Origin of the sequence: Kluyvera genomosp. 3 (assembly GCF_011765685.1) — a bacterium.
Lineage (GTDB): Bacteria > Pseudomonadota > Gammaproteobacteria > Enterobacterales > Enterobacteriaceae > Kluyvera > Kluyvera georgiana_A.
Window position 1 is genome coordinate 1,592,563 of the sequence record NZ_CP050321.1, and the last position, 24,022, is coordinate 1,616,584.

Below are 24,022 nucleotides of genomic sequence, written 5' to 3' on the forward strand. Positions count from 1 at the left end.
CTCCCTTTCAGGGAGAGGGCCGGGGTGAGGGTAATCATGCGTTAACCAATCCGCCCATTTCCCCTCACCCTAACCCTCTCCCCAAAGGGGCGAGGGGACCGTTGGGGCGCAGCTTATCGGGCCAACGCCCGGGCCAGCAGTGTAATCGGATGCTCGCATCGCTTGCTGGTGGACATCTCAATCTGCCATTTACAGGTCTCGCAATCGGTGATCACCAGATCCGCGCCGCTGGCCTCAATTTGGGCAAACAGCGGCGCGCCTATCGCCTGCGATGTCGGGTAGTTCTCGCTTTTGAAACCATAGGTTCCGGCAATACCGCAGCATTGCGATTCGAGCACCTGAAGCTCCAGACCCGGAATTTGCCGCAGCAGTTCCAGCGTATACAGCGACCAGCCCATCTTCTCCATATGACACGGCGTGTGATACACCACCTTCAGCGGTAATGGTTTGAGCGGCAGCTTCGCGCCGTCATCCAGCTTGCGCCACAGCCAGCGCGTGGCCAGCTCAATGCTGTCGCGCAGGCCGTGATTATCAACCTCCAGCAGATGCGGATACTCATCGCGTAGCGTAAACGTGCAGGTGGATGAGGTTGCCAGCACCGGCAGATGGTTTGTCTCGATGGCTTCTCGCAGCGAAGCGACATTGGTTTGTGCCTGACGCCGCGCTTTATCAAAGAAGCCGTTAGCAATCAGCGGCACGCCGCAGCACTTCTCTTTGCTGAGCAACTGCACGCCGATGCCCATCGCGTTAAGCACGCCAATCAGATCGAACCCCAACTGTGGGTGGTTGTAGTTCACGTAACAGCCGTGAAAGAACGCCACCTGTTCAGCATATTGCGCTTGCTGCGCGGCGATCCGCTGATAGCGGCGACGGAAGCTGCCGAAGGAGTATTTTGGCAGGCTGCGGCGATGGTCGATTTTCAGCGCGGTGTCCAGCAGCTGGCGTACCGGCTTCAGGCCGGTGGTGGCGTTGACGATGGGCGCAAACGGCGTGGAAAGCGTACCCATCAGGTCGGTATGGCTGAGAATCGCATCGCGCAGGCCGGGTTTTTGTTGGCTATAGTCGGCGCGCGCGCGCTGGATAATATCGCCGATTTTCACATCGGAAGGGCAGGCCACTTCGCAGCGCTTGCAGTTGATGCAGTACTTGAGCGCTTCATCGTACAGCGCGCTGTCTTTACGCCGCAGGCGTTCGCCATCTGGCCCCGCCTGTTTTGGCCCCGGATAGCGCGGGTTGACGCGGCTCACCGGGCAGACGGTGGTGCACACGGTACATTTGATGCAGTTTTCAAAACTTTGCTGGTTCATGCTTCACCTCCCGCCAGGCCGATGATCTGTTTGGCGGCATGCAGGGCGGTCGCGGCACAAACGCCGCCGCCGCAGCCTTGGGCAATCGGATCGTAGCCGCCTAATACTGAACCAATGGCGAACAGGTTCAACACGGTTTTCCCGTGCAATGCGGGGCGCAAGGCGTTATCGACGATGACACCAGACTGTTGCCATGGCTGCGGATCAAAGAAATCGTCGCGATACCAGGCCGCGCGCGGCGCGGGCTGCATAATATCCAGCCCCAGCACTGACTCGCGAATCCCATCGCGTTCGGCGGTTAAGCCGTTGCTGAAAAAGCTACCGCTGGCCAGTACGGCAAAGCGCGGGCGCAGCGGTATATCGCCGTGATTACGCGTCCAGATAGCCTGAATTTCCCCCTCGACCTGGCTGACGCGTACCACCTCGTCGCCTGCCATCCAGGTACCGCCGAGAGCGATAAACCGCCGCTGAAGCGCGGCGTGCAGACGCATACCAGGCACCGAGGGCGGCAGCGTAGGCAACAGAAATAATGCGCAGGGCAGGCTGGCGTTGAGCCAGTCAAACAGTGCGGTATCGCGCAAACCAAAGACGGCGGGCATGAGCAGCGCGTCTTGCCCAGCACACAGCGGCAGTAATGCTTCATACAGGGGATGCCAGAGCGCTTTTTCATCGAGCACGCGGGCAATACTGGCGGCGCGAAACTCGGTAGGGTTGTCGCGCAGGACATCGAGCTCCGGCAGATCGATTTCAGCGGTATCGACCGCCAGCCCCTGCTGTTGCAGGGATTCGGCCGCCAGATGGGGCTGGAAATCCAGAAAGCCGCTGATACCGACCACCCGAAGTGAACCTGTCGCCAGCGGCGCAACTGGCACTTCAGTCGGGCTGAGCCAGGCGGGGCGTAGCGTGCCAAGCGGCGTGATGCGCTGGTGCGGCTGTGCTGCGTGACCCTGCATTTTGATACCGCAATCGCTCAGCAGCGTCTGCGTTTGCTGCGCATAGCGAAGCACATTATCGCTGCCCAGTCGGGAATAGGGATGCTGTGGCGACTGGGAGGTCAGTAATGTCAGCCCTGTCGCTGGATCATCGACCCGTTGGCCGTCGGGCAGCGCGCTGAGCAAGTCCAGCGATCCGGACGAAAAATGCAGCGCGCTCTGGCCGCGCGTGACGATTGCACAGCGAAGCCCTGCCTGCTGTAGTCGTATTCCGCACAGCAGCCCGGCCAGCCCACCGCCGATAATCACGCTATCAAATTTCATGACTGGACTCCTTGTCTAAACCACACAGCCCCTGATACACCCAGCGGGTTAGCTCGCTTTCACGTAGCGCATCGCCCCAGGCGATAGGCTGCACGCCTTTCCAGCGTTCGTTGAGAAAATCGGACAGCTGCTCCAGCGACTGCGCAGCGGTGGTGACGTTATAGCGATGCAGCAATCCGCTCGCCCGACATGCGCAGAGCTCCCCCTGGCAGGTCCCCATGCCAACGCGCGTACGACGGCGCAAATCCAGCAGATTATTGACCGCCAGATTTTCCACCGCGTACTGCACCTCACCCGCGGTCACCGCTTCGCATTCACACACCACGCTGCGGTGCAGGCGGCTGTTACCAAGCCACTCCGGGGTGCGATCGCCGTGGCGATAAACCGCCGAGCCGCGCAGTGGCGCGGGCAGCGAAATCATGCGCTGCAAGGTTTTTTCCGTAGACTCCTGCGAACCGGGCAGCGGCGTGTCGGCGGTGACGCAGGGACGATGATGATTCAGCTTGCGGCAGACGGCATCGGTGGCCCATTCCGCCATCAGGCGATAGGTCATCAGTTTGCCGCCGGTAATGGTGATAAACCCTTCCAGACCATCGCGCTCGGCGTGGTCCAGCAGCACAATACCGCGGCTGACGTTGCGTCCGCTGGGATCGTCGTCGCTGGCAACCAGCGGGCGCACACCGCAGTAGGCGCGCAAAATACGCGTACTGGCCATGCGCGGGGCCAGTTTTTCCCCTTCACGCAGCAGGATGTCCACCTCGTCAGGCGTGACGCGGCAGCGGTCGATATCGGCATAATCAATGTGTGTCGACGTAGTACCAATCAGCGAAATAGTATCGCCAGGCACCAGAATATCGGCGTCGGCCGGCGGGCGACAGCGGTTGATCACGTGCTGGTTCATCCGGCTTTCGAAGATCAGCAGCGATCCTTTGGCCGGGAACATGCGGATGCGTAAATCGGCATATTCCGCGATGCGCTGGCCCCAGATACCGGCGGCGTTAACCACCACCGGCGCATGCAGTTCGCACATTTGACCGCTATGGTGATTCAGCAGCGTCACGCCCTGTATGCGATCGCCGTGGCGGATAAGGCCCATCACTTCATGAGCGGTCAGAATAGTGGCGCCGTGTTCGCGCGCGTCGAGCATGTTGGCAGCGGTCAGGCGGAAGGGGTCTACTGTGCCGTCCGGCACGCGTACCGCGCCGACTAACGCGGGGTTGACCGACGGTTCCATTCTTCTGGCCTGAGCAGGGTCGATGGCTTCGGCCTCAATGCCTGCGGCGCGGCAGGCGTTGATAAAGGTGTGTTGGTACTGGAGGTCATCTTCCGGCAGGGTGATGAACAGGCCGCTGGTTGGCTCAATGCAGTGGCGAGCAATTCGGCGCAGGATCTGGTTTTCGCTGATACACTCGCGCGCCGATTCGCTGTCGGTGACCGCATAGCGCGCGCCGCTGTGCAGCAGGCCATGGTTACGCCCGGTTGCCCCGGTGGCGATATCAAAGCGTTCAACCAGCGCAGCCTTCAGGCCGCGCAGGGCGCAGTCGCGGGCAATACCGGCGCCAGTGGCGCCGCCACCGATAATAATGACGTCAAAATCACGTGCAGAGGCGCTGTCCATTATGTGTCCTCAATGTTCGTTTTAAGCACATTAAGTCACATTACCAACATAAATTGTTTGATATCGAACATATTCGAGCATTTATCGAAAGCATTACTGCGCGTTTTGCGGCATATATCGACTTTCTTAAAGGCTTCCGTCGTGAGCCAACTGGTGCAAGCATGCGAGCAGCCGTTGCAACGGGCTCCCTTCGATCGGTGGTTCGCGGGCGATCAGTGAAATCTGGCGATAGAACGCGGGCTCCAGCGGCACGGAATGCAGCGGCTGCGCCAGCGTTTTGAGCGTCAGTTCCGGCAGAAGCGCGATGCCCAGCCCCTGGTGGATAAAGCTCATTGCGGTGCTGGGATGGTTAAACTCGTATTTGATTTGCGGCGTCATATTCATGCCCGCAAACAGCGCCATGATGCTCATTTCGTAACGCCCTTTACTGACGATAAGCGGTTCGTCGCGCAGCGCGCTGAGCGAGACCTGCTTTTGCGCCGCAAAAGGGTGATTCTCGGGGACCACGACGGTAAAACGGTCTTTGTATATCGGCGTGACAAACATACCTTCGACCGGAATATGCACGAAACCCGCGTCGATATCATTATTGCGAATTGCCTCAATAATTTCCGCGCTGTTGGCTTCATGAGGAACAATTTTAATATTCGGATGATGCTGTTCAAAATAGCGCACCACGGCGGGCAGCACGCTGGCGCAAATACTCGGGAAGCAGCCAATCCGTAGCAGGCGCTGCGGGGTCTTTTTTTCCTGTTCGGCAATTTCTTTCACCGCGTGAACTTCGCTCATTAAGCGGTGCAGGTGAGCGACGATACGCTCGCCCGCGGGCGTCAGGCAAATCGCTTTACGCCGCTCGCGTAGCATAATAGCGACACCTAACTCCTCTTCCAGCGCGGAGATGGCCTGGCTGACTGCCGATTGCGTCATAAACAGACGTTTACCAGCCTCGGTGAATCCGCCGCACTCCAGCACCGTCAGCAACGCGTTGATTTGCGTGAGTGTCATTAGTTATCTCTAATTAAACTTATTAAAATGATTAATTTTACTAATTAAATAATGATACCTATTATTTTTCAACGGACTTAATCACAAAATTACGCACGCGATTATTTTTATTTGTGATGCATTATTGAATTTATATATTCAAGGTGAATGTATTACTGCGCGCCGTAGGGACAAGGTTGCCAATCAATGAAAGAAAAATTATGGACTAAAGATTTTTGGGCCATCACGATTATTAGCTTTATTATTTTCTTCGTGTTTTATGTCCTCCTGACGTTACTCCCTATTTATATTGCCGATACCCTGCACGCCACCGCCGATAAGGCCGGCCTGTTGGTCACATGCTTCCTCGCCGCTGCGATTGTTGTGCGACCGTTTGCCGGGCAGTGGGTGGGGAAATATTCGAACAAAACGATTCTGATGCTTTCCTCTCTGGCGTTTTTGGTTGTCACCGCGCTGTATCCATTTTGCCATTCTATTGAAGCGCTGCTGTTTATTCGCGTGCTGCACGGAATAACCTTCGGGATTATTACGACGGTAAAAGGGACCATCTCCGCGCGGTTGATACCCGCCTCCCGACGTGGGGAGGGCATCAGCTTTTTCTCTTTAGCGATGGGGCTGGCGATGGTCGTGGGGCCGTGGATTGGTCTGAACATGGCGCGCCATAGCGCATTCAGCCAGGCGTTCTGGATGTGTACGGCGGTGGCGGCGATTGGTATTGTGTTGTCATTGATTGTCCGTGTACCGCCGGTGATTCGTCATGCGGACGGTTCGCAGCCGAAGCTCGGCTTCTCCGCCATGTTTGATAAAGCCGCGATGCCGTTTGCCATGGTCACCTTCTTTATGACCTTCTCCTACGCTGGCGTCTCGGCCTTCCTGGCGCTGTATGCCCGTGAGCTGGACCTGATGGCCGCCGCCAGCAACTTCCTGCTGTGTTACGCGGTGTTCCTGATGATCTGCCGCGCCTTTACCGGCAACGTTTGCGACCGCAAAGGGCCGAAGTATGTGGTCTATCCTTGCCTGTTGGCCTTCACCGTCGGCCTGGTGGTACTGGGCTATACCCACGGCAGCGTGTCGATGATTCTCGCTGGCGCGCTGATTGGCATCGGTTACGGCTCGGTAACGCCCATCTTCCAGACGCAGATTATCAGCTCGGTTGAACCGCATAAAATTGGCGTGGCGAACTCGCTGTTCTTTAACGCGATGGATGCCGGGCTGGCGATCGGCGCGTTCGTGATGGGGCTGATGGTGGAAGGGGTCGGCTACCGGGCGATTTACCTGGTCGGCGCGGTGCTGGTGGTACTGGCGGGCGCGCTGTATATCGCGCAGATGAAACGCCGTGGCGCGATGCCGTTAGTTAGCGCACACGAAGTGCACTAACCGTTACATCTCAATTTCGATATCACCTTTTGCCCTGCAGCAGCAGGGCAAAATTTCATCCGGCTGAATAAAGGCCAGCGGTTCGGTCAACCAGTCAACCTGACCGGAGACCAGCCGCGTGCGGCAGGAGCCGCAGTAGCCTTCGCGACACTGGTACTCCACCTCAACATTGTGAGACTCCAGCGCCGCCAGCAGGGACGGGTGTTCATCCTGGCACAGCAACCGTGTGCCAGTGATGCGCAGAAAAACGCGGCTCATATCAAAGCTGGAAGTTGCTGAGATCGTCAGTATCGACTTCCGAGTCAATCTGCCCAACCAGGTAAGAGCTGACTTCCACTTCCTGCGGCGCGACCTGCACGTTATCAGACACCAGCCAGGTGTTGATCCATGGAATCGGGTTGGAGCGCGTCTGGAACGGCAGATCCAGACCGACTGCCTGCATGCGGATATTGGTGATGTACTCAACGTACTGGCACAGGATGTCTTTGTTCAGGCCAATCATTGAGCCGTCGCGGAACAGATAATCCGCCCACTCTTTTTCCTGCTGGGCGGCCTGCACGAACAGGTCGTAGCACTCTTGCTTGCACTCTTCGGCAATCTCCGCCATTTCCGGGTCATCCGCGCCGCTGCGCAGCAGGTTCAGCATGTGCTGAGTGCCGGTCAGGTGCAGCGCTTCGTCGCGGGCGATCAGACGAATGATTTTGGCGTTGCCTTCCATCAGCTCGCGCTCGGCGAAGGCGAAGGAGCAGGCAAAGCTGACGTAGAAGCGAATGGCTTCCAGCGCGTTGACGCTCATCAGGCAGATATACAGCTTTTTCTTCAGCTCGCGCAGGTTCACGGTCACGGTTTTTCCGTTAACGGTGTGGGTGCCTTCGCCCAGCAGATGCCAGTAGCTGGTCATTTCGATCAGGTCGTCGTAATAGCTGGAGATGCCTTCGGCACGTTTCTGAATCTGTTCGTTGGTGACGATGTCATCAAACACAATCGCCGGATCGTTGACGATGTTGCGGATGATGTGGGTGTAGGAGCGCGAGTGGATCGTTTCGGAGAACGCCCACGTTTCCACCCAGGTTTCCAGCTCAGGAATCGAGATCAGCGGCAGCAGCGCTACGTTCGGGCTACGGCCCTGAATGGAGTCCAGCAGGGTCTGATACTTCAGGTTGCTGATGAAAATGTGCTTTTCGTGTTCCGGCAGCGCCTGATAGTCAATGCGGTCGCGGGACACGTCAACTTCTTCCGGACGCCAGAAGAAGGAGAGCTGTTTTTCAATCAGCTTTTCGAAGATGTCGTATTTCTGCTGGTCGTAGCGTGCCACGTTGACCGGCTGGCCAAAGAACATCGGCTCTTTGAGCTGATCGTTTTTCGTCTGTGAAAAAGTGGTGTATGCCATTGATGTCAATCCTGTCTGGAGAGTAATGCCGGATGGCGTTTACTTACCTGCTTACAATATCATCGCAAATAAATCCGTACACCGAAAAGGGTTTTGGTTGGTACGGAAAGCAAGGCCGGGTCAGCGTAGCGCTGCCCGGCAATCGTTATTAGATCTTACAGGCGCCGCTTTCGCAGCCATCGTCCTGAATGGACGGCACCAGATCGTCCTGCGCATCTTCCGCACCGTCGCGGGTGTTTTGATAGTACAGAGTCTTCACGCCAAATTTATAGGCGGTCAGCAGGTCTTTAAGCAGCTGCTGCATCGGTACTTTGCCTGACGGGAAGCGCGTCGGGTCGTAGTTGGTGTTGGCGGAAATCGCCTGGTCGATAAACTTCTGCATAATGCCGACCAGCTGCAGATAGCCATCGTTGTTCGGCATTTCCCACAGCAGCTCGTAGGCGTTGCCCAGGTGTTCGTAGTCCGGCACAACCTGACGCAGAATACCGTCTTTCGATGCTTTGATGCTCACGTAGCCGCGCGGCGGCTCAATGCCGTTGGTGGCGTTGGAGATCTGCGAAGAGGTCTCGGACGGCATCAGCGCGGAGAGCGTGGAGTTACGCAGGCCGTGGGTCTTGATGGACTCACGCAGCGCTTCCCAGTCCAGGTGCAGCGGCTCGTTGGTAATCGCATCCAGGTCTTTCTTGTAGGTGTCGATCGGCAGGATACCCTGGGCATAGGTGGTTTCGTTGAACCACGGGCACGCGCCTTGCTCTTTCGCCAGCTCGTTAGAGGCCTTCAGCAGGTAGTACTGAATGGCTTCGAAAGTCTGGTGGGTCAGGTTGTTGGCGCTGCCGTCGGAGTAGCGCTTACCGTTTTTGGCCAGCCAGTAGGCGAAGTTGATAACGCCGATACCCAGCGTACGACGACCCATCGCACCGCGCTGTGCGGCTTTAATCGGGTAGTCCTGGTAATCCAGCAGGGCATCGAGCGCACGCACGGCCAGCACGGCCAGCTCTTCCAGTTCAGCAAGGCTGCCGATGGCGCCCAGGTTGAACGCCGACAGCGTACACAGGGCGATTTCGCCGTTTTCGTCGTTAACGTCGTCCAGCGGTTTGGTCGGCAGGGCGATTTCCAGGCACAGGTTAGACTGGCGCACTGGCGCAACGGCCGGGTCAAACGGGCTATGGGTGTTGCAGTGGTCAACGTTCTGAATGTAGATACGGCCAGTAGAGGCACGTTCCTGCATCATCAGCGAGAACAGGTCGACCGCTTTCACGCGCTGTTTACGGATGCTGTCGTCGTTTTCGTATTTCACGTACAGACGCTCAAATTCGTCCTGGTCGGCGAAGAACGCATCGTACAGCCCCGGGACGTCGGACGGGCTGAACAGGGTGATGTCGCCGCCTTTCAGCAGACGGGTGTACATCAGCTTGTTGATCTGTACGCCGTAGTCCATGTGACGCACGCGGTTACCTTCAACGCCGCGGTTGTTTTTCAGCACCAGCAGGCTTTCCACTTCCAGATGCCACATTGGGTAGAAGAGGGTTGCCGCGCCGCCGCGCACGCCGCCCTGCGAACAGGATTTCACCGCGGTCTGGAAGTGCTTGTAGAACGGGATGCAGCCGGTGTGGAAGGCTTCACCGCCGCGAATCGGGCTACCCAGCGCACGAATGCGGCCAGCGTTGATACCGATACCGGCACGCTGGGAAACGTATTTCACAATCGCGCTGGAGGTGGCGTTGATGGAGTCCAGGCTGTCGCCGCACTCGATCAGTACGCAGGAGCTGAACTGACGGGTTGGGGTACGCACGCCGGACATAATCGGCGTCGGCAGCGAGATTTTGAACGTGGAAACGGCGTCGTAGAAGCGTTTTACATAGCTCAGACGGGTTTCACGCGGGTAGTTGGAGAACAGGCATGCCGCCACCAGAATATAGAGGAACTGGGCGCTCTCGTAGATTTCGCCGGTGACGCGGTTCTGAACCAGGTATTTGCCTTCCAGCTGCTTAACGGCAGCGTAGGAGAAGGTCATGTCACGGTCGTGAACGATAAACGAGTCCATCTGCTTGAACTCTTCTTCCGTATAGTCTTCCAGCAGATGATTGTCGTATTTACCCAGGTCAACCATGTTTTTCACGTGGTCGAACAGCGCCGGCGGCTCGAACTGGCCGTAGGCTTTTTTACGCAGGTGGAACACCGCCAGACGCGCGGCCAGGTACTGGTAGTCCGGCGCTTCGCGAGAGATCAGGTCAGCAGCGGCCTTAATAATCGTTTCATGAATGTCAGACGTTTTAATTCCGTCGTAGAACTGGATGTGCGAACGCAGTTCGACCTGAGAGATCGACACGTTATGCAGCCCTTCCGCCGCCCAATCCAGCACGCGATGAATTTTGTCGAGGTTAATGCGCTCTGTGCGGCCGTCACGCTTCGTCACCAGCAGACTCTGATTCATGTGATTTTTACCTGTCCGTGAAAAGGAAAATATCCCCCGATTTATCCACAATTCCGGTAGTCGTAAAACCTGTGGATAAATACTACATGTAGGGGTTCGTTGATTAATTGAACGCTATATGGTGAGTATTCTAGTCTGGATTCTTTTGAGTACAAGGGTTGATTTTGGCGTTAAATTGAGGTTGATAAAGCGTAAAAAAGGCTAAGTCCACGGCGCATAAGGGCTGGCGGGGATGTCAATAATATGCAAAAAAAAATGAAAATTTGATCGAGTGCTGATTTCTTCGGCGAAGGGGGAAATTGCGCAAATGATGCAGCGCAATTTCGTCGTAGTGACAATACTCATGATTGGTAGGCCTGATAAGCGAAGCGCCATCAGGCATTGCTGTCGGAATCATTGCCGGATGGCGACGCTGACGCGTCTTATCCGGCCTACAGAGCGTGTTGGCTGCTTATTCGGCTTTTGCCGTGGTGTGCAGCATATAGTTAACGTCAACGCCCGGCGCCAGCTTGAAGCGGTTGGTTATCGGGTTATAGTGCAGGCCAATCATATGGCGCTCTTTCAGCACGGTCTGGTCAACCCAGCTCAGCAGTTCGGCGGGCTTGATGAATTTCTTCACATCGTGCGTCCCCTTCGGCACCATGCGCAGAATGTATTCCGCGCCGACGACCGCCATCAGCCAGGACTTGCCGTTACGGTTAAGAGTAGAGAAGAACACCTGGCCGCCGGGTTTTACCAGCTGCGCGCAGGCTTTGACCACCGACTGCGGGTCCGGCACGTGTTCGAGCATCTCCATGCAGGTCACCACATCATACTGACCGGCATGCTTTGCAGCGTGCTCTTCAACCGTCTCCTGGACGTACTCGACGGGAATGCCGGTTTCCAGTGAGTGCAGTTTCGCGACCTGCAGCGGCTCAAAGCCCATATCTAACCCGGTGACCGTCGCGCCTTCACGCGCCATGCTTTCGGCCAGAATGCCGCCGCCGCAGCCAACATCAAGCACCTTTTTACCGAACAGGCCGCCAGAACGTTCGGCGATATAGCCCAGACGCAGCGGGTTAATGCGGTGCAAAGGCTTAAATTCGCCTTCCAGATCCCACCAGCGTGACGCGACGGCCTCGAATTTGGCGATCTCTTCGTGGTCAACGTTATGCGCTACCGCAGCTTTTTCGGCATTCATGGGTGTTCCTGCTCCTTATTTCATTATTGTCTGCGAGTATATCAGCACCGACGCGCGAATAAAGCGTCTGGCAGGTGCTAATGGGTTTACCTGTCTTTACGCTAATGTGTTATAATTTGCGACCTTTGAATCCGGGAATACAGTAGAGGGATAGCGGTTAGATGAGCGACCTTGCGAGAGAAATTACACCGGTCAACATTGAGGAAGAGCTTAAGAACTCTTATCTGGATTATGCGATGTCGGTCATTGTTGGCCGTGCGCTGCCGGATGTCCGAGATGGCCTGAAGCCGGTACACCGTCGCGTACTTTACGCCATGAACGTATTGGGCAATGACTGGAACAAAGCCTACAAAAAATCAGCCCGTGTCGTTGGTGACGTGATCGGTAAATACCACCCGCACGGCGACTCCGCGGTATATGACACCATCGTTCGTATGGCCCAGCCGTTCTCGCTGCGCTACATGCTGGTGGATGGCCAGGGGAACTTCGGTTCAATCGACGGCGACTCCGCCGCGGCAATGCGTTATACGGAAATCCGTCTGGCGAAAATTGCTCATGAACTGATGGCCGATCTCGAAAAAGAGACGGTGGATTTCGTGGACAACTATGATGGCACGGAAAAAATTCCGGACGTCATGCCGACCAAAATTCCTAACCTGCTGGTTAACGGTTCGTCCGGTATCGCCGTAGGTATGGCGACCAACATTCCGCCGCACAACCTGACGGAAGTGATCAACGGCTGTCTGGCCTATGTCGATAATGAAGACATCACTATCGAAGGCCTGATGGAACACATCCCGGGTCCGGATTTCCCGACTGCCGCCATTATTAATGGCCGTCGCGGAATTGAAGAGGCCTATCGCACCGGTCGCGGCAAAGTGTACATTCGCGCGCGCGCGGAAGTGGAAGTTGACCCGAAAAACGGTCGTGAAACCATCATCGTGCACGAAATTCCGTATCAGGTGAACAAAGCGCGCCTGATCGAGAAAATCGCCGAGCTGGTAAAAGATAAACGCGTTGAAGGCATCAGCGCGCTGCGTGACGAGTCTGATAAAGACGGTATGCGCATCGTGATTGAAGTGAAACGCGACGCGGTCGGGGAAGTGGTGCTGAACAACCTCTACTCCCAGACTCAGCTGCAGGTCTCCTTCGGTATCAACATGGTTGCGCTGCACCATGGTCAGCCGAAGATCATGAACCTGAAAGATATTATCGCCGCGTTCGTGCGTCACCGTCGTGAAGTGGTGACTCGCCGTACCATTTTCGAACTGCGTAAAGCACGCGACCGCGCGCACATCCTTGAAGCGCTGGCGGTTGCGCTGGCGAACATCGACCCGATCATTGAACTGATCCGTCGCGCGCCAACGCCGGCCGAAGCGAAAGCGGGCCTGGTGGCACAGGCGTGGGATCTGGGCAACGTTTCCGCGATGCTGGAACGTGCGGGCGACGACGCTGCGCGTCCGGAATGGCTGGAACCTCAGTTTGGCGTACGCGACGGGAAATACTACCTGACCGAACAGCAGGCACAGGCGATTCTGGATCTGCGTCTGCAGAAACTGACCGGCCTTGAGCATGAAAAACTGCTCGACGAATACAAAGAGCTGCTGGAACAGATCGCTGAGCTGCTGCACATTCTGGGCAGCGCCGAGCGTCTGATGGAAGTGATCCGCGAAGAGCTGGAGCTGGTTCGCGAACAGTTCGGTGACGAGCGTCGTACCGAAATCACCGCCAACAGCGCCGATATTAATATCGAAGATCTGATCAGCCAGGAAGATGTTGTCGTGACGCTGTCTCACCAGGGTTACGTCAAGTATCAGCCGCTTACCGATTACGAAGCTCAGCGTCGTGGCGGTAAAGGCAAGTCAGCAGCCCGTATTAAAGAAGAAGACTTTATCGACCGCCTGCTGGTGGCCAACACCCACGATACGATCCTCTGCTTCTCCAGCCGTGGTCGTCTGTACTGGATGAAGGTCTATCAGCTGCCGGAAGCCAGCCGCGGCGCGCGTGGCCGTCCGATCGTTAACCTGCTGCCGCTGGAAGCGAACGAACGTATCACCGCTATCCTGCCGGTTCGCGAGTACGAAGAGGGCGTGAACGTCTTTATGGCGACCGCCAGCGGTACCGTGAAGAAAACGGCGCTGACCGAGTTCAGCCGTCCGCGTTCTGCCGGTATTATCGCGGTGAACCTGAACGAAGGCGACGAGCTGATTGGCGTTGACCTGACTTCCGGAACCGATGAAGTCATGCTGTTCTCCGCCGCAGGTAAAGTGGTGCGCTTTAAAGAAGATGCCGTGCGTGCGATGGGTCGTACCGCGACCGGCGTACGCGGTATTAAGCTGGCGGAAAAAGACAGCGTTGTGTCGCTGATTATTCCGCGCGGCGAAGGCGCCATCCTGACCGTGACCCAGAACGGCTACGGTAAACGTACCGCTGCTGAAGAGTATCCGACCAAGTCGCGTGCGACGCAGGGCGTTATCTCTATCAAAGTGACCGAGCGTAACGGCTCCGTCGTGGGCGCGGTACAGGTTGACGACTGCGACCAGATCATGATGATCACCGATGCGGGCACCCTGGTGCGTACTCGCGTATCGGAAGTTAGCGTGGTAGGGCGTAACACCCAGGGCGTGATCCTCATCCGTACGGCGGAAGATGAAAACGTGGTGGGTCTGCAGCGCGTGGCCGAGCCGGTTGACGACGAAGAGCTGGACGCTATCGACGGTAGCGTGGCGGAAGGCGATGATGAAATCGCGCCGGAAACCGACAGCGATGACGACGTTGCGGACGACGCAGACGAGTAATCGTGATATGACGTTGCGAAAGGGCTGGTGAAAACCGGCCCTTTTTTCATTAACATTGCGGTAAAAGTCTTTTACCGCTACCTTAACCACATCCTGTTTGCCATTGACGGCGGAGTTTCGTCAACTTGAAATATCTTGTCTCCTTTCGCACAACGCTGAAAGTCTCACGCTACCTGTTCCGGGCTTTGGCGCTGCTGCTCTGGCTGCTTATCGCGCTGGTGTCGGTGTTCTATATTGTGAATGCTCTGCATCAGAAAGAGTCTGAAATCCGCCAGGAATTTAACCTCAATTCCGATCAGGCGCAGCGCTACTTCCAGCGAACCTCCGATGTGATAAAGGAGCTGAAGTACATTGCGGAAAACCGCTTAACCGCCGCCAACGGCGTGTTGCCCGCCATTTCCTCAAAAGACAGTTCTGACGTGCCGGATTTTGAGCCGCTATTCTCTGACTCCGACTGCGGCGCGCTCGATACCACCTGGCGTGGGCCGCTGGAGTCGCTGGCCTGGTTCCTGCGCTACTGGCGTGAAAATTTCTCGGCGGCTTATGACCTTAATCGTGTTTTTCTGATCGGCAGCGACAATCTCTGTATGGCCAACTTTGGCCTGCGCGAAATGCCGGTTGAGCGTACCGAAGCGCTGAAAGAGCTGCACCAGCGCATTATGGACTACCGTAATGCGCCGCAGGACGATCGCGGCGGCAATCTGTTCTGGGTCGGACAGGGGCCGCGCCATAGCGTTGGTTACTTCTACGCGTTGACGCCGGTTTATTTAGCTAACCGCCTGCAGGCACTGCTGGGCGTGGAGCAAACCATCCGCGCCGAAAACTTCTTTACTCCGGGCAGTATGCCCATGGGCGTGTCGATTCTTGATGATAATGGCAATACGCTGATCTCGCTGGCCGGGCCGGATACACGTCTGCGTATCAGCACGCGCGGGATGCAGGAACGGCTGTGGTTTGGCTACACCGCCGGATATCGTGAGCTGGTGCTGAAGAAAACGCTGGCACCTTCGTCATTGAGCATTGTCTATTCAGTACCGCTGGACGCGGTCCTGGAGCGTATTCGTATTCTGGTGCTTAATGCACTGCTGTTGAACCTGCTCACCGGTATCGCGCTGTTTACCATGGCGCGGATGTACGAGCGGCGAATTTTCTTACCCGCTGAATCTGACGCATTACGTCTGGAAGAGCACGAGCAGTTCAACCGTAAAATCGTCGCTTCGGCGCCGGTAGGGATCTGTATTCTGCGTACCCAGGACGGAACCAATATCCTGAGTAACGAGCTGGCGCACAATTATCTCAACATGCTGACCCACGAAGACCGCCAGCGGCTGACGCAGATAATCTGCGGCCAGCAGGTGAACTTCGTCGACGTGCTGACCAGCAACAATACCAACCTGCAAATCAGCTTCGTGCATTCGCGCTATCGCAACGAAAACGTGGCGATCTGCGTGCTGGTGGACGTCAGTTCCCGCGTCAAAATGGAAGAGTCACTACAGGAGATGGCGCAGGCGGCTGAACAGGCGAGCCAGTCGAAATCGATGTTCCTGGCCACCGTCAGCCATGAGCTGCGTACGCCGCTGTACGGGATTATCGGTAACCTGGACCTGTTGCAAACCAAAGAGTTGCCGAAGGGCGTTGACCGCCTGGTGACGGCGATGAATAACTCTTCCGGGCTGCTGCTGAAAATCATCAGCGATATTCTCGACTTCTCGAAAATTGAGTCCGAGCAGCTAAAAATTGAGCCGCGCGAATTCTCACCGAAGGAGGTGATGAACCACATCACCGCCAACTATCTGCCGCTGGTGGTCAGAAAACAGCTGGGAATGTACTGCTTTATCGAGCCGGATGTGCCGATGAAGCTGATGGGCGACCCAATGCGCCTTCAGCAGGTGATTTCCAACCTGCTGAGCAACGCCATTAAGTTCACCGATATCGGCTGCATCGTGCTGCATCTCAAGCGGGAAGGGTACTATCTGAGCATCAGTATCCGCGATACCGGTGTTGGGATCCCGGCCAAAGAGGTGGTGCGGTTGTTTGACCCGTTCTTCCAGGTGGGGACAGGCGTGCAGCGTAATTTCCAGGGAACCGGGCTGGGGCTGGCTATTTGTGAAAAGCTGGTCAATATGATGGACGGCGATATTGCCGTCGATACCGAACCGGGCATGGGCAGCCAGTTTACGCTGCGTATTCCGCTGTACGGCGAGCAGGACGCCACGCCGCTGGAGATTGACGGTCTGGCGAAGATTCGCTGCTGGCTGGCGGTGCGTAACGCCTCGCTGGCTGATTTTATTCAGTCGCTGCTCGCTTTCCACGGCATGGACGTGCGAATTTATGACGGCGAAACGCCAGCGCCGGATGATGTGTTAATCACCGATGATGAACTCTCACAGCCGTGGGCAGGCAGAGCGGCGGTAGTCTTCTGTCGTCGACATATCGGCATTCCGCAGGAGTTCGCGCCGGGACAATGGGTGCACAGCATCGTTTCGCCACACGAATTGATGAGCCTGCTGGGGCGCATTTATCGGGTTAAGGTGGCGACGGGCGGCGTGGAAGAACTGCAATCGACGCCGGAAGCTCCGGAGGACAGCAACGACGATATGATGATCCTGGTGGTCGACGATCATCCGATTAACCGTCGTCTGTTGGCCGATCAGCTGGGATCGTTAGGTTATCAGTGCAAGACCGCCAACGATGGCGTTGACGCGCTGAACGTGCTGAGTAAGAACCATATCGATATTGTGCTGAGCGACGTTAACATGCCGAATATGGACGGTTATCGTCTGACGCAGCGCATTCGCCAACTGGGGCTGACGCTACCGGTTGTCGGCGTGACGGCAAACGCGCTGGCAGAAGAGAAGCAGCGTTGCCTGGAGTCGGGTATGGATAGCTGCCTGTCGAAGCCGGTAACGTTGGACGTGTTGAAACAAACGCTGACGGTGTATGCCGCAAGAGTGCGTAAAGCGCGAGAGTAAGGGATTTTGTTGGTAGGCCGGATAAGGCAACGCCGCCATCCGGCAATTTGTGCGAGGTTGCCCGATGGCGCTGCGCTTATCGGGTCTACGGAAAGCAGGCCCGATAAGCAACAAGGTTTAGTCTTTGTCTGACGGCGACAGCGTCACGGAGGAGAGGTAGTTCAGCAGCGCGATGTCGTTTTCCACGCCCAGCTTCATCATTGCCGATTTTTTCTGGCTACTGATGGTTTTAATGCTGCGGTTCAGCTTCTTGGCAATTTCGGTCACCAGGAAACCTTCTGCGAACAGACGCAGAACTTCACTCTCTTTCGGCGACAGGCGTTTGTCGCCGTAGCCGCCAGCGCTGATTTTCTCCAGCAAACGAGAAACGCTTTCCGGGGTAAATTTCTTCCCTTTCTGCAGGGCTGCCAGCGCTTTTGGCAGATCCGTCGGGGCGCCTTGCTTCAGCACAATCCCTTCGATATCCAGATCCAGCACGGCGCTCAGAATGGCCGGGTTGTTGTTCATGGTCAGTACGATAATCGCCAGTCCAGGGAAATGGCGCTTGATGTACTTAATCAGCGTAATGCCATCGCCGTACTTGTCTCCAGGCATGGAGAGGTCGGTGATCAGCACGTGGGCATCAAGTTTTGGTAAGTTGTTAATTAGCGCGGTGGAGTCTTCAAATTCGCCTACAACGTTTACCCATTCAATCTGTTCCAGGGATTTACGAATCCCGAACAGCACAATCGGATGGTCATCGGCAATAATTACGTTCATATTGTTCATGTAAAGGCTACCTTGCTACAGCAAGCTCTTGACGTAGGCGTCAATGTCGCTGATGTATTTTTCTATGCTGGATGCATCTTTCTCACGAATAAGATGTTCAAGCGTTTCACATAACTGCTTGCCAGGTACCAGATTTAGCATGGCAAACACACCCTTAAGGCGGTGAGCTGTCTGTGCCAGTGCGGCAAAGTCCTTTGCTGCGGATTCAGTATACAGCCTGCTAACATCTTCCGGAACCGTATCAACAAACAGCGCATAATAACCGCTGGCCTGAAGCTCGGCGTTTTCATCACCACCCAATGGTGATTCCGAGACTTCTTCCTGCGCCAGCTGCTCTTCAATCAGCTGGAGCACGGCATCCTGCATAGCGTTACTCATGTTAAAGTTGACGCGCAGTTGACCAGGGCCAATTTGGCGTACTCCAGCCTCATCATCGCTTAAAAGCAAGCCGGAAGCAGTAAGATTAGACGGATTATCAGTTAAAAACAGATCAAATTCTTGACTTGTTGCGCGCTCATCCGGGCTGATGCAGGTTGCCCCCCAGCTTTCCAGCTGACGCGTGACAATATTGCGGATTTCGTTAGAGGTGATATCCACCATGGCGACCACGTCGTCAAGCAGCAGTTCTTCCACCTCTGCGTCTTCTTCGCGCACCGGCATTTTCACGTGCAGCGTATAGCGGGTCCCCAGCGATTCTCGCGCCTTAATATTCAAATGACCGCCAAGCTTACGCGCCAGCTGATCGCACAGCCAGAAGGTGAGGGCGTTGGCCTTACCGTAGCGATCCGACTGGGTATCGTTAAGATACGGGAAGTGCAGATTGTCGATTTCGCCATGCGATACGCCGCTACCGGTATCGAGAATGCGGAAGGTTAAGCGCTCTTCCGCCGACTCTTCAGCGCTGATCTCAAGGGTAATTTTGCCAATCTGGGTGGTGGTGACCGCATACTGAATCAGCAGCAGCAGGATCCGGCGTAGCGCGTCGCGGTCGCCGTGGCGCTGCTCTTTGGCCGGGACCTGGTTGTTGATTAACAGCTGCAGCCCTTTACGTTTGATCGACGGCAATACCTCCGGCACCACTTCATCGATCAGCTCTTGCAGCGAGAATTGCGTGGAGGAGCCTTTCCAGCTGTCATTTTCCAGCATATTCGCCAGCTGAATTTCGTCCACCAGCCGTACCAGCAGATCGGCGTGATTAGCCAGCCGTTGGCTGTCCGGGGTATCGATGTGGCTGGCTTCGTTTGCTAATGCCTTGATCGGTTGTTTCAGCGTGTCGCTGATGTTCTGCATAAACGCGGCGCGGCCCTGCTGGTTTTTCTCGTACAGTCTTTGCGCCTGTTTGAGTTTCTTGTTCACCAGCACTTCACGGTCCTGATCGCGGATGATGAAAATCTGTGTACGCGGTGATACCTGACTGCGGAACTGGCGAATCTCATACAGTTCGTTATTGATGGTGGCCTGAATCACCCCCTGATGCTGATCCGCCATGCTGGTGATGTTCTGCAGGTTGAGGTGCGGCAGCAGATGGTCGGCAATTTTATTGCTGATGACCGTGCGGTTCGATTCCTGGTCGTGTACCAGCAACCCCAGCGGTAATAAAGAGACAATTTCTTCATTAATTGCTCGGAGCACGCGCAGCTCATTATTGGTGCCGCTTGAAGACACGCTGCTGCTGGTGCTGCCACGCGTAGGCAGATTACGGAAGGTGGAGTAGCCAAACAGCGCCAGCGCCAGCAGGCCAATGTTCAGCAGCAGCGGTAGCATGATGTTCTGGAAGGTATCCAGCAACAGGGTGCCAAACGGCACCTGCCACACCAGGCGCATACCGGTGGTGTTCAGCGCCGAGGTAATCTCAATGCGTGAGCTATTAAAGTTGATGGCAACGCTGTCGCCCGGATCTTTCTCCTGGCTGCGCTGGGCATTCTGCGCCGGATCGGGCTCGAGACGGAAGCTGTCCAGCGACATGGTCGGCGGAACTAGGTCGTTGATCGGCAAATCGAACGCCACGACGGTCGCCAGGTGCCCCGGCTGATTAAAGGTGGTACGCAGCGTAAAGTAGCGGCCGTTCTGCCAGGCCAGGCGGCGTAATGATGAGAAGGTTTCACGTTCATCCAGCGTGTTGGCTTGCTGGAGCATCTCGGCGCGACGCGAGTCAACAATGCTGCCCACCGTCGATTCTTTAAAGCCAGAAGAGAGATCTTTGAGCGGTAGCGTAGAGATAAGGATCAGGCTGTTGTCCTGACCGTTAAGGTAGTACATCGACCACGGCACATTTTCTGCGCCCCATAGGGTATCGAGATAAGTCGACATTCGCTGGGTAATGTCGAGCGTTGCGCTGTCGTGAGAACCGAAAATCAGCGCTTCGGTTTTACGCCGTGGTTTTTCCAGATAATAGACGTCCTGCTTCAGTCGTGTTTCCTGAAGGCCGTCGCCGGGAGCGGCGTTGGTACTGGAAGCGGCAATATTGTCGTAGATTTGCCAGGTGGTGTAGCGCCAGGTATCAATGCGCTTATGTACGGCATGTGTCATATCGACAATCTGGTAGCTCTTGTCTTTCAGCCATGCGTTAACCGCGCTCTGAATCATCACGCCCATCGTCACCAGCAGGACAATGATCATAAGAAGGAAGAAACGCGTGATGCTCCCAGGAAGCAGGGAGAATTTCGTCGGGCTCATCTTGTCGGACTGACTCATTGGCGTGTGTAACCCATCATAACGGCATCTGAATGAGGATATGCTCAAGCTTATAACGCGTTGAGGCATGCAAACCCTGTTTTTGTACTGCAGGCAGTATATACAAAAAATTCACCAGGATGTATCAACGAGGCAAAATCGTCGTGGGTAAGGATGCGGTGAGCAGCTGGAACGAAAAGGTGTTTTATTATTTGATCGCAGGAAAATTCAGCCTTGGGGATAATCTGTACAATTCAGGCTGTATTGTACAATTATTTACCAAATCACAAGGAAAAATAGCACTAAATAACAAGACATTAATTGTTATCGGTGTGCAATGACATTTATTTGGCTGAAAAACGATTAGTTAATAGTCGTTATAATTTACGATGGGTAGCACACGTTGATTAAGTTTGCGTAAAGAAAGGTAAAAAAAACCGGATGCGAAGCATCCGGTGGAAATAGGGGTAAACAGACATTCAGAACTGAATGACGGTAATAAATAAAGTTAATGATGATAGCACTGACTATTTTAGTTATGGGTGAAGGTTTTGTTTTACCATTCAGTGCTATACCTTTTATGTTTTTTAACCTATTGATTTCGTGTATGTATTTTTTCTGTTTTTGATTATTAGTGCTATTTTTATGGTCCTTTTGTGCTTATAAAAGTTCCCTTAAATTTACATTTAGAAACATCTATGTGGATAAATGAAACATTTGAATGGTTTTCGTATCATATTCCTGTTGGATTATTCCTGTTTTTACAGCACAATGGGTCTGCCGACTGATTAATGAGGGTTAATCAGTAAGCAGTGGCATATATAAAGGCATATATATATAACAGAGGGTTAATAACATGAAAGTTAAAGTACTGTCCCTCCTGGTACCGGCTCTGCTGGTAGCGGGCGCAGCAAATGCGGCTGAAATTTATAACAAAGACGGCAACAAATTAGATCTGTACGGTAAAGTCGATGGTCTGCACTACTTCTCCAGCGACAATAGCGCTGACGGCGACCAATCCTACGTTCGTCTGGGCTTCAAAGGCGAAACTCAGGTTAACGACCAGCTGACCGGTTACGGCCAGTGGGAATACAACGTTCAGGCGAACAACACTGAAGGTTCTTCTGACCAGGCATGGACTCGTGTAGGCTTCGCAGGTATCCGCGTTGCTGACGCAGGTTCTTTCGACTACGGTCGTAACTACGGCGTTGTTTACGACGTAACTTCCTGGACTGACGTTCTGCCGGAATTCGGCGGCGACACCTACGGTTCTGACAACTTCATGCAATCCCGTGCTAACGGCGTTGCGACCTACCGTAACACCGACTTCTTCGGTCTGGTTGACGGCCTGAACTTTGCTCTGCAGTACCAGGGTAAAAACGGCAGCGTATCCGGCGAAGGCGCGACTGCTAACGGTCGTCAGGCTCTGAAACAGAACGGTGACGGCTTCGGCGGCTCCCTGACCTACGATCTGGGCGCAGGCTTCAGCATCGGTGGTGCGATCTCTTCTTCTAAACGTACTACCGACCAGAACAACAGCGTTTACGTTGTTCGTGATGAAAACACCGGCGTTCCGACTGGCGCAACCAGCAAAATCTACGGTAGCGGCGACCGCGCTGAAACCTACTCTGCTGGCCTGAAATACGATGCTAACAACATCTATCTGGCAACTCAGTACACTCAGACCTACAACGCAACTCGTTTCGGTGGTTCCCCGAACGCTGGCGTTTACGGTTTTGCTGACAAAGCTCAGAACTTCGAAGTGGTTGCACAGTACCAGTTCGACTTCGGTCTGCGTCCGTCCATCGCTTACCTGCAGTCTAAAGGTAAGAACATCGACAACGGTATCGTGAACTACGGTGACCAGGACCTGCTGAAATACATCGACCTGGGCGCGACTTACTACTTCAACAAAAACATGTCTACCTACGTTGATTACAAAATCAACCTGCTGGACAAAAACGACTTCACTCAGGCAGCTGGTATCTCTACCGATAACATCGTTGCACTGGGTATGGTTTACCAGTTCTAATACTGTTAAGACCATTGCAAAAGGGGCCTTTGGCCCCTTTTTTTGTGCCGAATTTCAGCAAATTAGTGTACTCTTGCGCCGATTGCAGGAGGGTAATAACGGATGGAAATGACTTTTTTACGAATGGCGCTGTTGAGCGTCGTGATTCTGCTGACGGGCTGTGATAACGCCAGCGCGCCGGCGACTCCCAAAGCCGCGGTAACCGTGCTGGAAGGGAAGACCATGGGCACCTTCTGGCGCGTGAGCGTGGTGGGTGTGGATAAGTCCAGGGCGGAAGAGCTCCGTACCAAAGTACAAACCCAACTCGATGGCGACGATCGTCTGCTGTCGACCTGGAAGAATGACTCGGCGCTGATGCGCTTCAACCACTCGCGGAGCACCACGCCGTGGCCGGTCAATGAAGCAATGGCGGATATCGTCACCGAGTCGTTGCGCATTGGGCGTAAAACCCAGGGGGCGATGGACATAACCGTTGGCCCGCTGGTGAACCTCTGGGGCTTTGGCCCGGACAAACAGCCGGTCAGTACGCCAACTCAGGCGCAGATTGACGCTGCGAAAGCGCGTACCGGGCTGGACAAGTTAACCGTTATCAACCGCGCGGACAGGCAGTATCTGCAAAAGTCGATCCCCGATCTTTACGTCGATCTTTCTACCGTCGGTGAGGGCTATGCTGCCGATCATCTGGCGCGTCTGATGACTGAAGAAGGTATCTCGCGCTATCTGGTCTCCGTAGGGGGCGCGCTGGTGAGCCGCGGAATGAACGCCGACGGCCAGCCGTGGCGGGTAGCGATTCAGAAACCGACCGACCGGGAAAACGCGGTGCAGGCGATCGTGGATATTAACGGTCATGGCATCAGCACCTCGGGCAGCTACCGCAACTACTATGAACTCGACGGTAAACGCATTTCGCACGTGATCGACCCGCAAACCGGACGCCCGATAACGCACAAGCTGGTGTCGGTGACCGTCATTGCGCCGACCGCACTGGAAGCCGACGCCTGGGATACTGGCCTGATGGTGCTGGGGACCGAAAAAGCCCAGCAGGTAGTGCGCGAGCAGGGGCTGGCAGTGTATATGATAATGAAAAAAGGCGACGGTTTTACCACCTGGATGTCGCCGCAGTTCCGCGCCTTCCAGGTCAACGGGAAAAATTAAAAAGCAAGATTGCGGGTTTTTTATTTCCTCCTTTCAGGCACTGTGGCAGTTACACTA

15 protein-coding genes are annotated in these 24,022 nt (G+C 55.2%); 5 read left to right on the forward strand and 10 right to left on the reverse strand.

Features of this window, described 5'->3' with window-relative positions:
• Positions 1-113: 113 nt before the first annotated feature.
• From glpC to GY169_RS07495, 4 genes are all read right to left on the reverse strand, one after another.
• The gene (gene glpC / locus GY169_RS07480; RefSeq protein WP_163449041.1) at positions 114-1,307 is read right to left on the reverse strand and encodes an anaerobic glycerol-3-phosphate dehydrogenase subunit GlpC; all 1,194 of its coding nucleotides are present in this window, start codon (positions 1,305-1,307) and stop codon (positions 114-116) included.
• On the reverse strand, positions 1,304-2,563 hold the full coding sequence (gene glpB, locus GY169_RS07485) for a glycerol-3-phosphate dehydrogenase subunit GlpB (protein WP_167575374.1): 1,260 nt from the start codon (positions 2,561-2,563) through the stop codon (positions 1,304-1,306). The genes glpC and glpB overlap by 4 nt, the downstream gene beginning before the upstream one ends.
• Positions 2,553-4,181, reverse strand: coding sequence for an anaerobic glycerol-3-phosphate dehydrogenase subunit A (gene glpA / locus GY169_RS07490; protein ID WP_167575375.1), 1,629 nt, complete (start codon positions 4,179-4,181; stop codon positions 2,553-2,555). Before glpA ends, glpB begins: the two co-directional genes overlap by 11 nt.
• Before the next feature lie 126 nt (positions 4,182-4,307).
• Entirely contained in the window at positions 4,308-5,186 is an 879-nt protein-coding gene (locus GY169_RS07495; RefSeq protein ID WP_167575376.1) for a LysR family transcriptional regulator, read from the reverse strand.
• A 186-nt stretch (positions 5,187-5,372) separates the two neighbouring features.
• Between GY169_RS07495 and GY169_RS07500 the strand changes: the two genes are divergently transcribed.
• Positions 5,373-6,563, forward strand: a complete 1,191-nt coding sequence (locus tag GY169_RS07500; protein ID WP_167575377.1) for an MFS transporter — start codon at positions 5,373-5,375, stop codon at positions 6,561-6,563.
• A 3-nt stretch (positions 6,564-6,566) separates the two neighbouring features.
• Here the strand turns inward: GY169_RS07500 and yfaE are convergent, their stop codons facing one another.
• The 4 genes from yfaE to ubiG all read right to left on the reverse strand — a co-directional run bounded on the left by yfaE (position 6,567) and on the right by ubiG (position 11,567).
• The gene (gene yfaE, locus GY169_RS07505) at positions 6,567-6,821 is read right to left on the reverse strand and encodes a class I ribonucleotide reductase maintenance protein YfaE (RefSeq protein WP_106924348.1); all 255 of its coding nucleotides are present in this window, start codon (positions 6,819-6,821) and stop codon (positions 6,567-6,569) included.
• Position 6,822: 1 nt separating this feature from the next.
• The gene (nrdB, locus tag GY169_RS07510) at positions 6,823-7,953 is read right to left on the reverse strand and encodes a class Ia ribonucleoside-diphosphate reductase subunit beta (protein WP_163449036.1); all 1,131 of its coding nucleotides are present in this window, start codon (positions 7,951-7,953) and stop codon (positions 6,823-6,825) included.
• A 148-nt stretch (positions 7,954-8,101) separates the two neighbouring features.
• On the reverse strand, positions 8,102-10,387 hold the full coding sequence (gene nrdA, locus GY169_RS07515) for a class 1a ribonucleoside-diphosphate reductase subunit alpha (RefSeq protein WP_064543997.1): 2,286 nt from the start codon (positions 10,385-10,387) through the stop codon (positions 8,102-8,104).
• Positions 10,388-10,838: 451 nt separating this feature from the next.
• A complete protein-coding gene (gene ubiG / locus GY169_RS07520; RefSeq protein WP_167575378.1) occupies positions 10,839-11,567 on the reverse strand; it encodes a bifunctional 2-polyprenyl-6-hydroxyphenol methylase/3-demethylubiquinol 3-O-methyltransferase UbiG in 729 nt (242 codons plus the stop codon).
• A 161-nt stretch (positions 11,568-11,728) separates the two neighbouring features.
• Between ubiG and gyrA the strand changes: the two genes are divergently transcribed.
• Together gyrA and rcsC are read left to right on the forward strand one after the other, a co-directional pair.
• Positions 11,729-14,365: a DNA topoisomerase (ATP-hydrolyzing) subunit A gene (gyrA, locus tag GY169_RS07525; protein WP_167575379.1), complete on the forward strand. Its 2,637-nt coding sequence runs from the start codon at positions 11,729-11,731 to the stop codon at positions 14,363-14,365.
• A 125-nt stretch (positions 14,366-14,490) separates the two neighbouring features.
• On the forward strand, positions 14,491-17,337 hold the full coding sequence (gene rcsC, locus GY169_RS07530; protein WP_167575380.1) for a two-component system sensor histidine kinase RcsC: 2,847 nt from the start codon (positions 14,491-14,493) through the stop codon (positions 17,335-17,337).
• Between the two features lie 117 nt (positions 17,338-17,454).
• Here rcsC and rcsB read toward each other — a convergent pair whose 3' ends face one another.
• Both rcsB and rcsD read right to left on the reverse strand, forming a co-directional pair.
• Positions 17,455-18,105 carry a response regulator transcription factor RcsB gene (rcsB, locus tag GY169_RS07535; RefSeq protein ID WP_064544005.1) on the reverse strand — a complete coding sequence of 217 codons (651 nt, stop codon included), beginning with the start codon at positions 18,103-18,105 and terminating at the stop codon, positions 17,455-17,457.
• Between the two features lie 15 nt (positions 18,106-18,120).
• The gene (gene rcsD / locus GY169_RS07540; protein WP_163449033.1) at positions 18,121-20,799 is read right to left on the reverse strand and encodes a phosphotransferase RcsD; all 2,679 of its coding nucleotides are present in this window, start codon (positions 20,797-20,799) and stop codon (positions 18,121-18,123) included.
• An 835-nt stretch (positions 20,800-21,634) separates the two neighbouring features.
• Between rcsD and GY169_RS07545 the strand changes: the two genes are divergently transcribed.
• Positions 21,635-22,810: a porin OmpC gene (locus GY169_RS07545; RefSeq protein ID WP_163449032.1), complete on the forward strand. Its 1,176-nt coding sequence runs from the start codon at positions 21,635-21,637 to the stop codon at positions 22,808-22,810.
• A gap of 102 nt (positions 22,811-22,912) precedes the next feature.
• A complete protein-coding gene (gene apbE, locus GY169_RS07550) occupies positions 22,913-23,965 on the forward strand; it encodes an FAD:protein FMN transferase ApbE (RefSeq protein WP_167575381.1) in 1,053 nt (350 codons plus the stop codon).
• The last annotated feature ends 57 nt before the right edge of the window (positions 23,966-24,022 follow it).

Bases quoted from the DNA above. Each gene is read 5' to 3' on its own strand.
- glpC (WP_163449041.1), bottom strand. From the start codon at position 1,307: ATGAACCAGCAAAGTTTTGAAAACTGCATCAAATGTACCGTGTGCACC.
- yfaE (WP_106924348.1), bottom strand. From the start codon at position 6,821: ATGAGCCGCGTTTTTCTGCGCATCACTGGCACACGGTTGCTGTGCCAG.
- nrdB (WP_163449036.1), bottom strand. From the start codon at position 7,953: ATGGCATACACCACTTTTTCACAGACGAAAAACGATCAGCTCAAAGAG.
- glpB (WP_167575374.1), bottom strand. From the start codon at position 2,563: ATGAAATTTGATAGCGTGATTATCGGCGGTGGGCTGGCCGGGCTGCTG.
- GY169_RS07545 (WP_163449032.1), top strand. From the start codon at position 21,635: ATGAAAGTTAAAGTACTGTCCCTCCTGGTACCGGCTCTGCTGGTAGCG.
- gyrA (WP_167575379.1), top strand. From the start codon at position 11,729: ATGAGCGACCTTGCGAGAGAAATTACACCGGTCAACATTGAGGAAGAG.
- ubiG (WP_167575378.1), bottom strand. From the start codon at position 11,567: ATGAATGCCGAAAAAGCTGCGGTAGCGCATAACGTTGACCACGAAGAG.
- nrdA (WP_064543997.1), bottom strand. From the start codon at position 10,387: ATGAATCAGAGTCTGCTGGTGACGAAGCGTGACGGCCGCACAGAGCGC.
- rcsB (WP_064544005.1), bottom strand. From the start codon at position 18,105: ATGAACAATATGAACGTAATTATTGCCGATGACCATCCGATTGTGCTG.
- apbE (WP_167575381.1), top strand. From the start codon at position 22,913: ATGGAAATGACTTTTTTACGAATGGCGCTGTTGAGCGTCGTGATTCTG.
- GY169_RS07500 (WP_167575377.1), top strand. From the start codon at position 5,373: ATGAAAGAAAAATTATGGACTAAAGATTTTTGGGCCATCACGATTATT.
- rcsD (WP_163449033.1), bottom strand. From the start codon at position 20,799: ATGAGTCAGTCCGACAAGATGAGCCCGACGAAATTCTCCCTGCTTCCT.
- glpA (WP_167575375.1), bottom strand. From the start codon at position 4,181: ATGGACAGCGCCTCTGCACGTGATTTTGACGTCATTATTATCGGTGGC.
- GY169_RS07495 (WP_167575376.1), bottom strand. From the start codon at position 5,186: ATGACACTCACGCAAATCAACGCGTTGCTGACGGTGCTGGAGTGCGGC.